Genomic DNA, 12,194 nt, shown 5'->3' with positions numbered 1-12,194 from the left:
TGGGCATCGCGCCGACCGGCTTCGAGATCGACTGGAACAAGGTCATCTTCAAGATGCTGCATCTCAAGGGCATCTATGGCCGCGAGATGTTCGAGACCTGGTACAAGATGATCGCGCTGGTGCAGCGTCCGCTCGACGTCAGTGGGCTGATCACCCACCGCATCGGCGTGGACGACTATATTTCCGGCTTCGAGGCGATGAAGAGCGGCAATTCCGGCAAGGTTGTCATGGATTGGTGAGGGCGGCCTTGGGGCCGGACTACAGGGCTCGCCGTTCGCGGCGTGAACGCCCGGGAATAGCGCGATTTTTGAGTTCGTGAGGGCGATGATGACGCTTCTTTATCATTCAGGGCTAGCGAATCCAGGACTTGATTGCCATCCGGCGCACCAGCCGCTGACAGGCGGTTGGTCATGTCGAGAAGCATTCCACTACGGACCGGGCAAGCACGAATGAAGACCCAAATTGTCGTCGTTGGCGGTGGGGCTGGAGGTCTTGGACTCGTGCGCCGGCTCGGAGCACGTCTCGGCCGCAAGGATTTCGATATCATTCTTGTCGAGCGGAACCACACCCATGTCTGGAAGCCGCTGCTCCATGAGGTTGCGGCCGGATCACTCGACGCAAATCTTGACGAAGTGGGCTACCGCGGCCACGGGCACCGTTGGGGCTACCGCTTCTTCTACGGGTCGCTGGAGGCCATCGATCGCACCGCGCGGCAGGTCACAGTGGCGCCGATATTCGACGATGACGGGTCGGAACTGGTCGGTCGACATCGGCTCCGATACGACTACCTCGTTATCGCAATCGGGTCGGTTTCAAACGACTTCGGCACTCCCGGAGTCAAGGATCATTGCCTTTTCCTCGAAGACCGTCACCAAGCGGATCGCTTTCGATTGAAGTTGTTGAATCATTGTCTTCGAGTTTCCAGGACAATGTCAGCTGATTCAACCGACGACGCCTTTGTTGATATAGCTATCGTAGGTGGCGGCGCGACAGGCGTCGAACTCGCTGCTGAACTCTACAATGCTGCATCATCTCTCAGACATTATGGCCTGGAAGTCTTCGACGAGACCCGGCTGAGGGTCACTTTGATAGAGGCCGGGCCGCGGATTCTTCCGGCTCTCCCAGAAGCTTTAGCAAAGGCCGCGCATCAGGAACTTGAGGCCCTCGGCGTCCGGGTGCTCGCAAACACGGCTGTATCCGAAGCAACGGAACAGGGACTGAGGTGTGCTACTGGGGAGCAGATACACGCCAATATTTGCGTCTGGGCTGCAGGCGTGCAGGGGGCAAATATTCTGGGAGAGCTCGACGAACTTGAGGTGGCGCGCAGCAGGCAACTTGTCGTCCTTCCCACCCTCCAAACGAGCCGGGACGAGCGCATCTTCGCTATCGGCGATTGCTGCTTTTTCAAGCCGGAAGGCGCGGGCGGCCCGGTGCCGCCACGCGCTCAGGCCGCCCACCAGATGGCATCGACCGCTTATCGCAACATTCTTCACTTGATTGCCGGGGAAACGCCGGAAGCATTTGTCTATCGGGACAAGGGCTCGCTCGTGTCGTTGAGCCGGTTTTCCACCGTCGGCAGCTTGATGGGAAATCTCGTCGGAGGGCGGATGGCGATCGAAGGGCGGCTGGCCAGGATGATCTACGTGTCTTTGTACCGCATGCACCTGGTGGCCATACATGGCTGGATCAAGGGCCTGGCTCTTATCCTGGTCGGCCATGTCAACCGGGTTGTCCGTCCGCGCCTCAAATTGCATTGAGGTTGGTCAGGCGAGTGGCAGGCTGCGACCGAAAGATGCCGCCGAGGTCTGCATTGCACCTCGCCTGAGCGACGCCCGAGTGGTCTTGCCGCATTCCTCGCCCGATTTGCGCCATATGGCATGCCGACGGACGGCTCAAAACGAATGATCCCGCTGAATTGAAAGGGCAAAACAGCAGCCAAATCTGTCCGCCGGAAGCGACGCTAAGGTCCGACTTCAATCTGACTTTGGATCGAGCGACAGCGTTGCACTCATGACCGTTGAGCATGACAGAGATACCGTCAGCGCCCCGACCGAGCTGATGAAATTCGAGACCCGCCATGTGCCGGGCGCGCTGAAGCTGTCGCAGGAGATGGGCTGGCCTTATCGCCAGGAGGACTGGGAATTTGCCGTGAAGGTCGGCAATGGCCTGGTCCTCGAGCGGGCGGGACAGGTGATCGGCACTGCCATGTCCTGGAATTACGGACAGGCCTATGCCACTGCCGGGATGATCATAGTCACCGGCTCCGCGCAAGGCGGCGGCAACGGCTCCCGGCTTTTTGACGGGTTGCTTCAGGCCACGGACGGGCGCAGCGTGCTGCTCAATTCGACGGAAGAGGGGCTCGCACTCTACAAGCGACGCGGGTTCACTGCCTGGGGTACGGTGGTTCAGCACCAGGGCCCGCTGACCGTTGCCGTGACGCAGAGTGCGCGCGACGACATCCGTCAGGCGACGGTCTCTGACCTCGCGGCAATCCAGGCCTTCGACGAACGGGCCACAGGCATGCCCCGGCCGTCGATGGTGGCTGGCCTCGCTGATGCGGGCAATGTTTCGGTCATCGAACGCGCGGGGCGGATTACAGGCTACGCCATCGCCAGGCGGTTCGGCCACGGCTATGTCGTTGGCCCTGTTGCAGCAGAAAGCGCCCAAGACGCGCGGCTTCTGATCCTGGCCCAGCTTGCGACGCTTCACGGCCAATTCGTGCGCATCGACGTCTATGCCGAACACGGATTGGGCGACTGGCTGGAGAGCCTGGGCCTCGCGCGTGTCGGTGATGTGATCGCGATGGTCAAGGGGCGACGGCCCCTCTCAGACGGGACGGCCAGCATGTATGCCTTGGCAAATCAGTCGTTCGGTTAAGGAATGAGGTAGGGTAGCGATGGATACGAATGTAGATATCCGTGAGGCGGTCCAAACGATCGACGCCCTCATCACCCCGTCGCTGCTTCTGGACCGGGGCCGGCTCGAGCGCAACATCCAGCGTCTGGCCGAGCATGCCGGAAAGCTTGGCGTGGTGCTGCGCCCGCATATGAAGACGGCCAAAAGCATCGACGTCGCCCGACATGTGTTCCCCGGCGAACCGGGCCCGATCACGGTCTCGACCATCGCCGAGGCGGAGTATTTCGCCGGCCACGGCTTTCGAGACATCACCTATGCAGTCGGCATGTCGCCGGCGTCGGCCGTCCGCGCCATGGAGCTTTGTCGCCGCACCGGCGCTGATGTGAAGCTGTTGCTCGATTCCGTGGAGCAGGCCGACGCCCTAGCCGGTGTACGCGAAGCCACCGGCGTGACGCCGTCCGTCTTCATCGAACTGGACTGCGACGACCATCGCGGCGGATTGAAGCCGGACGATCCCAAGCTGTTCGATGTGGCCGACAGGATCGTCGCAGCTGGCGCCAACCTGGTCGGCGTCCTCGCCCATGCCGGCGAGTCCTATGGCTTGAACACGCCCGATGCGCTGGTCAAGGCAGCCGAGGACGAGCGTTCGGCCACCGTGCGCGCCGCCGAAACTTTGCGCGCCCACGGCCATGCCTGCCCGATCGTCAGCCTCGGCTCGACGCCGACGGCGCACTTCGCCGAGAACCTCGAAGGCGTCACGGAGCTGCGCGCCGGGGTCTACATGTTCTTCGATCTCGTCCAGCACGGGGTAGGGGTCTGCCGTCTCGACGATATCGCGATTTCCGTGTTGGCCACGGTGATCGGGTCCAAGCCGGAAAAAGGATGGGTGCTGGTCGACGCGGGCTGGATGGCGCTTTCGCGCGACCGCGGAACCGCAAACCAGCAGGTCGACCAGGGTTACGGTGTCGTCTGCGATGAAAAGGGGCGGGTGCTTGAAGATGTGATCGTGGCGCAGGCCAGCCAGGAACACGGTATCCTCGCCATTCGTGCCGGTTCTGGAAAGTCCATGCCCGATTTGCCGCTCGGGGCTCGGGTCCGGATTCTGCCCAACCATGCCTGCGCGATGGCCGCCCAGCACCACTTCTACAGCGTCGTCAACGGGGACAGTCCCCGGATCGAAGCCCGTTGGGAGCGGATCCGCGGATGGTAGGGGCTGCAATCGCAACGCTTTGCATGGCGCCCGTGCAAACTGACGCACTGGTGGTGCAATCATGAAGTTTACATCTTATTGGCTGGATACCTCTCAGCCGTTCAATGAGGGCGCGTCCAAACCGCTCGAAGGCCACTACGATGTGGCGGTTGTGGGCGGCGGCCTGACCGGATCCTCCGCGGCGCTTGCCCTCGCCAAAAAGGGCGCCCGGGTTGCACTGTTGGAGGCCGAAACGATCGGCAACGCCGCTTCCGGCCGCAATGGCGGGATGTGCAACAACGGTTTTGCCCAGAACTATGCAATCATGGCCGGCAAGCACGGCAAGCCGGCCGCAAACGCCCTCTACAAGGCTTTCGACGCCGGCGTCGATATGGTCGAGCGGTTGGTGCAGGAAGAAAAGATCGACTGCAGCTTCTCCCGGGTCGGCAAGCTCAAGCTTGCCGCCAAGCCTGAGCACTACGACGTGCTGGCGCGCAGCCAGGAACTCTTGGCGGCAAATGTCGATCCCGGGACGAGGATGATCGCGCGCGCCGACCTGCGAACTGAAGTCGGCACCAGCCGCTACCATGGCGGGCTGCTGTTTCCCAAGAGCGCCAGCATGCATGTCGGCCGTTTCGTCCGGGGCCTGGCGACCGCCGCCGCACGGCGGGGCGCAGAGGTCTATGAAAACGCCCCCGTCATGGCTCTGCGCAAGGTCGCCGACGGGCATGAGGTCGAGACCCCGCGAGGCAAGATCGTCGCGCGTCAGGTCCTGCTGGCGAGCGGCATTTCCCAGGTCGGTCCGCTCGGATGGATCCGCCGCCGCATCGTGCCGGTCGGCGCCTTCCTGGTCGTGACGGAACCGCTGTCGCCTTCGCAACTCGAGCGCCTCATGCCGACCCGACGCAATGTCGTCGACACGCGCAATCTCGTCGTCTACTGGCGGCTGACGCCGGACAATCGCATGCTGTTCGGCGGGCGGGCCCGGTTTGCAGTATCCAACCCGCAGTCCGACGAGAAGAGCGGCCGGATCCTGAAAGCGGCGATGGTCGAGGTCTATCCGGAACTGGCCGACATCCGCATCGATTACTGCTGGGGCGGCATGGTCGACATGACCCGCGACCGCCTGCCGCGCGCCGGGGAGCGCAACGGAATCTACTACTCCATGGGCTATAGCGGCCACGGCACCCATATGTCGACGCTGATGGGCAGCATCATGGCCGATGTCATGGACGGGCGTCCAGACCTGAACCCCTGGAAGGATTTCGACTGGCCGGCGATCCCTGGATACTTTGGGCGTCCCTGGTTCCTGCCGATCCTCGGTGCCTATTACCGCATGAAGGACCTTGTCACATGATTTCGCCCCTCGAACACCTGTCCCGCAACGGCCGCCTCGACAAGTTCTTCATCGACGGTCAATGGGTCGAGCCGAGAGGCACCGCCCAGAACGTCGTGGTGAATCCCGCCACCGAAGAGATCGTGGCCCGGTTTCCGCTCGGAAACAGCTGGGATGTGGACGCGGCCGTTGCAGCGGCCCGCCGGGCGTTCGCCACCTGGAGCCGTACCAGGCCGGAATACCGCGCGGGTCTGCTTGATCGCCTGCAGGCGCTGCTCGAAGCGCGCAATGAACTGCTTGCGCAATGCTTGAGCCTCGAAATGGGCGCGGCGATCGGATATGCGCGCACCGCGCAGGTGCCGCTCGCGATTGCCCATGTGCAAGTCGCTCGCGATGTCCTGAAAACCTTCCCCTTCGTCGTGCAGCGCGGCCACACCGCCGTCACCCACGAACCGATCGGTGTCTGCGCCCTGATCACGCCCTGGAACTGGCCGCTCTACCAGATCACCGCCAAGGTTGCGCCGGCGCTCGCCGCAGGCTGCACGGTCGTGCTGAAGCCAAGCGAACTCTCTCCTTTGGACGCCCTGCTGTTCGCCGAGGCGATTGAGGAAGCCGGCTTCCCTGCCGGTGTCTTCAACCTCGTCAATGGTGACGGCCCAGGCGTGGGCATGGGTCTCGCCTCCCACACGGATGTCGACATGATCTCCATCACCGGCTCCACCCGTGCCGGCATCGCGGTGGCCCAGGCCGCCGCGCCGACGGTCAAGCGCGTCGGACAGGAGCTCGGCGGCAAGTCGCCGAACGTGATTTTGCCCGACGCCGATCTCGACCGTGCCGTTTCACGGGGCGTAGCCGCCGCCTTCCGCAATCTCGGCCAGTCATGCAGCGCGCCGACGCGCATGATCGTGCCGCGCGAGCGGCTGTCCGAGATCGAGGCAATCGCCAGGAGGGCCGCAGCCCAGATCATCGTCGGCGATCCGCTTTCGGAAACCACCACTCACGGTGCAATCGCCAACCGTTCCCAGTTCGACCGCATCCAAATCATGATCGGCGTCGGCATTTCAGAGGGCGCCAGGCTCCTCACCGGCGGGTCGGGTCGCGCGGACGATCTGAGCGTCGGGTTCTATGTCAAGCCGACCATCTTTTCCGACGTGCGCACAGGCATGCGCATTGCCCAGGAAGAGGTTTTTGGGCCAGTTCTGTGCATCATCCCCTACGACACAGTCGAGGAGGCCGTCACTATCGCCAACGATACGGTCTACGGCCTGGGGGCCCATGTGCAGGGCACGGATATGGGCGCCGTCCGGGACGTCGCCTCGCGGATCCGCGCCGGTCAGGTTCATCTCAACTACCCCGCCTGGGACCCGCACGCCCCGTTTGGCGGTTTCAAGCAGTCCGGAAACGGACGCGAATATGGCATCGAAGGCATGTTGGAGTACCTCGAGGTCAAATCCATCCTCGGCTATTTCTAGGCGACATCTTCGCCAGGCGCAGAGGGCGTCACCAAATCCGATTCAGTCATCAATCCACATGTCCTAAATGAATAACGATCCGCCCGGCCTGCAGGCATGGACGGCGCCAGCTGCGTCTGCGTCGGTTTGACTCGGGTTGCGATTCTATTCGGTCGCTTTGTGGGTTGCCGATCGGGGCATGATTGACTGACGCGGAATCGAGCAGCGGTGGAAGGCGGACGGGCTCGAATCGGGACGAGCGTGGGCGCCGGGTATTCGCTGCGAGTGAGGCTCGTGCTGCGGGTTGGGGGTGGGCTTGCGGTGGTGTCTGAGATCACCGGTCTGACCCGTTCGACGATCGGGCGTGGCATCAATGGCCTCGATGTTGCGGCGTCGCGCGGGCGGGTGCGTCGCAGGGCATTTGTCTTGCTGTCTATGCGATCGAATGTAGTGGCAGAGAACTCTGGCCTGGAGCTTCCTCGATCGTTCGAAGCGCCGCCGTGCTGAGTTCAATTTGTGCCTATTTTGACCAGGACTAACCTCCCACGCTTTCTTGATGTCCTTCGAGGCACGCCGAGATCGCCTGCAGCTGGAATTCCAGTGCGGGGCCCTCTGCAGGGAACCGGCCGTCCAGCGCCGAGGTGCCGACGGTAAACCCCGCTGCGCCACTGTTGCGAATGGTGTTGATCTGATCCGGCCGGTCCACCGATCCCGCGACGATAACGGGCTTGGGCACGGCCCGGCACACAGCGTCGATCAGAGACGGCACATTGCCTGCCGAACGGTAGGCGAGAAGGTCGAGACCGGCGACACCGGGATGGCAGGCGAGCGCGACCGCGCTTTTGACGATCTCGGCCTGAGATCCTTCCAAAATGCTCGGATGCCCGACGATGCGACCCGGAAACGGATAGTAGCGGATGGGCGTCCCTTCCAGCAGCGGCAGCACGTCTTCGGGATGGGTGCCACCGAGAAGATAGTCGACGCCGAGGTCGATCGCCGCCTTGACCGAGGCGATCTCGCTGTCGCGGTCGAGCGATACAACTTCAAGATAAGTGCTGGCTCCGCCCCCGCGGATCTGGCCGGCGAGGGCGGCGAGCGCGTCGAGCGGCAGGCCGATGTCCTTGAAGCCGATGTGGCGGATTCCGGCCCGGAGCGCCGTTTTGGCGTGGACGGCGGCGTCGGTCACGGTGCGGTCGTTACGTGTCAGCATGAAGATGAAGTCGAATTGGGTCATGGGGTGTCGGCTTTCTGGTTCGGGAGGGAGGCCTTGAGCCTAAGGGCGTAGTCGAATGCGGCCTCCAGGCTGGAGGGGTCGGCAACGCCAGACCCTGCGATATCGAAGGCGGTGCCGTGATCGGGGCTGGTGCGCACGAATGGCAGGCCCAGCGTGACGTTCACGCCATGGTCGAGGCCCATATATTTGACCGGGATGAGACCCTGGTCGTGATACTGGGCGACCACGATGTCGAAACGGCCCTTGCGGGCCTGCATGAACACGGTGTCGCCTGGCCATGGGCCGGAGGCGTCGATGCCTTCGGCACGGGCCGCCTCGATTGCCGGCCGGATGATGCGGATTTCCTCGTCTCCGAAGAGACCGCCTTCGCCGGCATGCGGATTGAGGCCGGCGACGGCGACGCGCGGATGGGAGATGCCGAGCGCCTTCGCACCGCCATCGGCCAACCGGATGGCATCCATCTGCGCCGCGAAATCGCCTTTGCGGATCGCCTCGGACAGCGAACAATGGATGGTGACGAGGACCGTGCGAATGTCCTCGTTCGCCAGCATCATGGCGACCTTGGGAGCCCCGCCATGATCGGCCAGGATTTCGGTGTGGCCGGGATAGTGCAAACCGGCTGCTGCGAGTGCTTCCTTGTGAATCGGCGCCGTTACGATGCCGCCCACCCAACCGTCCCGCGCCAGTCCGATCGCGACAACGATGGCGTCGAACGCCGCGCGTCCACTGACGGCCGAAACCTGGCTGACCGGTGGCAGGGCGGAAAGCTGCGAGGAGCAAAGCACGTTGAGGGTTCCGTCATCGAGTACGGTCTCATCGACGGAAGCGATCGGCCGGATCCGCACATCAGCATCGAGCGCGCAAAGGGCGTGGGTCATCACCAGCGGATCACCGACGACGATCCAGTGCCGCTTGTCCGGCCGACGGAGAAACATTCTTGCGATGATCTCGGGGCCGATGCCGGAGGGATCACCCATGGTCACGGCTAGAGGAGCGTCATGGGCGGTCATCGATCAGAGCCTTTCGTGAAAGCGGTTTGCCAGCAGGTCGCGGGCGGCATCAAGGAGTGCCGAGGGTGAGCCGAAGCCTCCCGCCTTCATGGCGATGGTGAGCGACGTTCCGTCCGCCCGTTCGGCGCGGCCGACCGGAAAGCCGGGCTCGAACTCGCGGGTGAGACAGAAACGGCTGATGCCGAGGCGGTCGAGGATCGCGGCCATCGTCTCGCCGCCGGTGGCGATCACCGCGTCATGCCGGGCGACCGCTGCGGCTGCCTGTCCGGCGAGGTTCGTCATCACGGCGCTGGCATTCTCCTGCCGTTGCAGCGGTGCCCGAAGACAAATCACACGGGCGTCGCCGGGAGCGTCGGCCAGGTCGCCGACGACGGGAACGCCTTGTACCCGCAAGGTCTCGCATTGGGCGCGCGTCACCGGATTGGCGCTTCCTGCGACGATCACCACCCGCCCGGCGGCATTGCCCGTTACCACGCGTCCATCCGGCACGGCAGGGACCAGCGATGCCAGCGCGATGGCGAGACCAGGCGAGCCCACCCAAAGAACAGTCTCAGGATCGGGAATGCTGGCGACTTGCCGGTTCAGTACGCCCTGGCTGTCGGCGTCGACGATCAGAATGGACCCTTTCGTCGCCGCATCGCCGGAACTGTCTGCGGCGAGAATGATCGGTATCCCCAGGGACGGGTCGACCAGATCGCAATGTGCGATGTGCCTGCGGGATGGACTGGATCACGGCCGTAGACGCTTTGACTCACAGGGATGCCGTTCACCGTCTGGATCCCGCCGACGGTGAACCGCCCCGCTTCGGGAAAGGCTGGAGCGATGACAAGCCTGCTCCGGCCGCTGGCGCGAAAGGCGGCGGCGACTTCCTCGCGGATATGGCCGCGCAGGGTCGAATCGATCGTTTTGAACAGAAGGCGGGCATGCGAGAGGGCCGACACGGCGTCGGCGATAGCCCTTGTCGCCTGCCAGATGTCGGAGGCGCGGCTGTTGGTATCGATAGAAGTGATAGCTCCATTCTCCGCGCCGTCGACGTGTCGCTTGATCACAGGTGCATAGCCACTCGCGAGAAAGGCCGCCGCGCCGTCGGTAGCACTGGTCAGATCGTCGGCGACTATCCCGACGAGGAGAGATGTGGTGTGCTTCATGTTGGTGAGAATAGCAGAACGGTCGGAACCGAATATCGATATGATCTGACGATTTATGGTGATATGAAATCACCAATGAAACGATCTGACCTACCTTCACTCGACGATCTGCGTGCCTTCCAAACAGTGGCGCGTCTGGGGTCTCTGCGTGCTGCGGCGGCCGAACTCGCTCTGACGCATGGTGCAGTCAGCCGTCGCGTCTCCAAACTCTCCGCCGATCTTGGCTTGCGCTTGCTCGAAGCGGACGGGCGCGGGGTGCGTCTGACCTCCGATGGCGCGAAGCTGGCGGAGGCGACCGGCAAGGCGTTCCATTTAATCACTGATGCCTTGGCAGAGATCAGATCCAGCTCGACGCCCATTCCGATCATCTTGTCCTGCGAGCGCTCGCTGGCGATGCGCTGGCTGATCCCGCGCCTGTCTGGGTTTCAGGATCGATACCCGGATGTCGAGGTGCATCTGTCGACCGGCGGCGGAGGGCTCGACTTCGCGCGTGACCGGGTGACGCTTGCGATCCGCCGTCTCGATTTTCCGGTGGACCCGGAATGGACCATCATCAGGCTGATGCCGGAGCGGGTTGGTCCGGTCATGCTGCCATCCCTGCGCAAGCGGTTCGAGAGTGGCGACTATGTGGCGCTCGGATCACGGACGCGACCGGATGCCTGGGAAGCGTGGCTCGACGCGCACATGGCTGCGCCGCGTCCTCGAGCGACCCGATTGCTGGACCATCATTTCCTGATGGCAGAAGCCGCCCTGGGTGGTCTTGGCGTTGCTCTTGCCCCCCAGGCGATTGCAGCGGACGACGTCGCGAATGGGCGATTGGAAGCACCACTCGGCTTTGATCGCGACGGGACGGACTACGGCCTGATCCATCCGAAGTCGGTCATTGTTTCAACCGGCCTCGCCGCATTGCGCGATTGGCTGACCGCCGAGTCCGAGACATCGTTCAAGCGGCAGGTGCTTGAGAACAGCTATTAGGAAAATAACGTCGCCTTTGCGCCCGTAGCGGCTCAGGCAGGGCGAAAGAGACAGCACTGCGAAAGGGCGTGCTGGTTTGGCGGTCGACCGGAGGGCATTCTGCTGAATGACCATGCATTGCCGCACTTTCTGCCAGACGCCTGCGATTATGCTCGGCTGATAGGGCAGATTGACAGGAACCAAGTACATGGATCGCTTCCGGCCGAAATACGTGACGTTTGATTGCCACGGCACGCTCATCAATTTCCAAATGGCGGAAGCCGCCAGGGACCTGTTCGGTCATCTTCTGGATGAGCCGCGCATGGACGAATTCATCAGAAACTTCCAGGGCTACCGCCTCGACGAGGTGCTGCAGGACTGGAAGCCTTATGCAGATGTCGTTCACAACGCACTGGAACGCACCTGCCGCCGCAACAGCGTCGCATTCCGTGGCGAAGACGCCGAAACGATCTACAACCGCATCCCGACTTGGGGGCCGCATCCGGACGTTCCCGAGGGATTGGCCAAGCTGGCCAAGGAAATTCCGTTGGTCACCCTGACGAACTCCATGGTGGCCCAGATTCCGTCGAACGTGGCAAAGCTCGGTGCGCCCTTTCATGCCGTCTTGACCGCTGAAGAGGCGGGTGCCTACAAGCCGCATTTCAAGGCGTTCGAGTACATGTTCGACACGCTGGGTTGCGGCCCGGAGGATATCACGCATGTGTCCTCGTCTTTCCGCCACGACCTGATGTCTGCCTATGATCTGGGGATCAAGAGCAAGGTCTGGGTCAATCGCGGCCATGAGCCGGCCAACCCCTACTACGAGTATACGGAAATCCGTGACGTGACGCAGCTACCGGGCCTTTTCGGACTCTGAGGGCGAGGATAGGCCGGAGACCCGCGGAGCACTGCGCCCATTTTGCGAGGGCGGCCAGCGGCGCCGTCTGAATACCGCGAGAAATAGACCTGCGGGGCGTCATCGCTGGAGCGCTCCATCTGTCGAAGCATGAAGAACA

Annotated in this window: 11 protein-coding genes and 2 pseudogenes; 9 read left to right on the top strand and 4 right to left on the bottom strand. The window is 63.0% G+C overall.

Annotated features, from left to right (window positions below; genetic code table 11):
• From tdh to X738_RS89775, 7 genes and pseudogenes are all read left to right on the top strand, one after another.
• Positions 1-239 (top strand): annotated as a pseudogene (gene tdh, locus X738_RS0143020) (L-threonine 3-dehydrogenase); the annotation flags it as partial.
• A 210-nt stretch (positions 240-449) separates the two neighbouring features.
• The gene (locus X738_RS70320; protein ID WP_023801897.1) at positions 450-1,757 is read left to right on the top strand and encodes an NAD(P)/FAD-dependent oxidoreductase; all 1,308 of its coding nucleotides are present in this window, start codon (positions 450-452) and stop codon (positions 1,755-1,757) included.
• Between the two features lie 253 nt (positions 1,758-2,010).
• The gene (locus tag X738_RS70315; RefSeq protein WP_023801896.1) at positions 2,011-2,877 is read left to right on the top strand and encodes a GNAT family N-acetyltransferase; all 867 of its coding nucleotides are present in this window, start codon (positions 2,011-2,013) and stop codon (positions 2,875-2,877) included.
• Positions 2,878-2,896: 19 nt separating this feature from the next.
• A complete protein-coding gene (locus tag X738_RS70310) occupies positions 2,897-4,066 on the top strand; it encodes an alanine racemase (protein ID WP_023801895.1) in 1,170 nt (389 codons plus the stop codon).
• 61 nt (positions 4,067-4,127) lie between these two features.
• Positions 4,128-5,402 (top strand): NAD(P)/FAD-dependent oxidoreductase, encoded by a 1,275-nt coding sequence (locus X738_RS70305; RefSeq protein WP_023801894.1) that lies wholly within the window; start codon positions 4,128-4,130, stop codon positions 5,400-5,402.
• A complete protein-coding gene (locus X738_RS70300) occupies positions 5,399-6,853 on the top strand; it encodes an aldehyde dehydrogenase family protein (protein ID WP_023801893.1) in 1,455 nt (484 codons plus the stop codon). The genes X738_RS70305 and X738_RS70300 overlap by 4 nt, the downstream gene beginning before the upstream one ends.
• A 196-nt stretch (positions 6,854-7,049) precedes the next feature.
• Positions 7,050-7,249, top strand: a pseudogene (locus X738_RS89775) (ISAzo13 family transposase); the annotation flags it as partial.
• 118 nt (positions 7,250-7,367) lie between these two features.
• Here X738_RS89775 and X738_RS70295 read toward each other — a convergent pair.
• The 4 genes from X738_RS70295 to X738_RS87455 form a co-directional block, all read right to left on the bottom strand.
• A complete protein-coding gene (locus X738_RS70295) occupies positions 7,368-8,066 on the bottom strand; it encodes a 4-hydroxythreonine-4-phosphate dehydrogenase (protein WP_023801892.1) in 699 nt (232 codons plus the stop codon).
• A complete protein-coding gene (gene pdxA / locus X738_RS70290) occupies positions 8,063-9,076 on the bottom strand; it encodes a 4-hydroxythreonine-4-phosphate dehydrogenase PdxA (protein WP_023801891.1) in 1,014 nt (337 codons plus the stop codon). The genes X738_RS70295 and pdxA overlap by 4 nt, the downstream gene beginning before the upstream one ends.
• Before the next feature lie 3 nt (positions 9,077-9,079).
• Entirely contained in the window at positions 9,080-9,613 is a 534-nt protein-coding gene (locus X738_RS87460; protein ID WP_051407912.1) for a nucleotide-binding domain containing protein, read from the bottom strand.
• A gap of 74 nt (positions 9,614-9,687) precedes the next feature.
• Positions 9,688-10,224 (bottom strand): four-carbon acid sugar kinase family protein, encoded by a 537-nt coding sequence (locus X738_RS87455; protein WP_051407911.1) that lies wholly within the window; start codon positions 10,222-10,224, stop codon positions 9,688-9,690.
• 63 nt (positions 10,225-10,287) lie between these two features.
• Here X738_RS87455 and X738_RS70280 point away from each other — a divergent pair, with 63 nt between their 5' ends.
• Both X738_RS70280 and X738_RS70275 read left to right on the top strand, forming a co-directional pair.
• Complete coding sequence (locus tag X738_RS70280; protein WP_373420458.1) at positions 10,288-11,199, top strand: LysR family transcriptional regulator; 912 nt, start codon at positions 10,288-10,290, stop codon at positions 11,197-11,199.
• A 187-nt stretch (positions 11,200-11,386) separates the two neighbouring features.
• A complete protein-coding gene (locus tag X738_RS70275; protein WP_023801889.1) occupies positions 11,387-12,055 on the top strand; it encodes a haloacid dehalogenase type II in 669 nt (222 codons plus the stop codon).
• Positions 12,056-12,194: the final 139 nt, after the last annotated feature.

The sequence above is a fragment of the Mesorhizobium sp. L48C026A00 genome, assembly GCF_000502375.1.
Classification (GTDB): Bacteria; Pseudomonadota; Alphaproteobacteria; order Rhizobiales; family Rhizobiaceae; genus Mesorhizobium; species Mesorhizobium muleiense.
The sequence above is the reverse complement of the archived record's forward strand: the minus strand, read 5'-3'. Positions and strand labels throughout refer to the sequence as shown.

Bases quoted from the DNA above. Each gene is read 5' to 3' on its own strand.
- X738_RS70320 (WP_023801897.1), top strand. From the start codon at position 450: ATGAAGACCCAAATTGTCGTCGTTGGCGGTGGGGCTGGAGGTCTTGGA.
- X738_RS70315 (WP_023801896.1), top strand. From the start codon at position 2,011: ATGACCGTTGAGCATGACAGAGATACCGTCAGCGCCCCGACCGAGCTG.
- X738_RS70310 (WP_023801895.1), top strand. From the start codon at position 2,897: ATGGATACGAATGTAGATATCCGTGAGGCGGTCCAAACGATCGACGCC.
- X738_RS70305 (WP_023801894.1), top strand. From the start codon at position 4,128: ATGAAGTTTACATCTTATTGGCTGGATACCTCTCAGCCGTTCAATGAG.
- X738_RS70300 (WP_023801893.1), top strand. From the start codon at position 5,399: ATGATTTCGCCCCTCGAACACCTGTCCCGCAACGGCCGCCTCGACAAG.
- X738_RS70295 (WP_023801892.1), bottom strand. From the start codon at position 8,066: ATGACCCAATTCGACTTCATCTTCATGCTGACACGTAACGACCGCACC.
- pdxA (WP_023801891.1), bottom strand. From the start codon at position 9,076: ATGACCGCCCATGACGCTCCTCTAGCCGTGACCATGGGTGATCCCTCC.
- X738_RS87455 (WP_051407911.1), bottom strand. From the start codon at position 10,224: ATGAAGCACACCACATCTCTCCTCGTCGGGATAGTCGCCGACGATCTG.
- X738_RS70280 (WP_373420458.1), top strand. From the start codon at position 10,288: ATGAAATCACCAATGAAACGATCTGACCTACCTTCACTCGACGATCTG.
- X738_RS70275 (WP_023801889.1), top strand. From the start codon at position 11,387: ATGGATCGCTTCCGGCCGAAATACGTGACGTTTGATTGCCACGGCACG.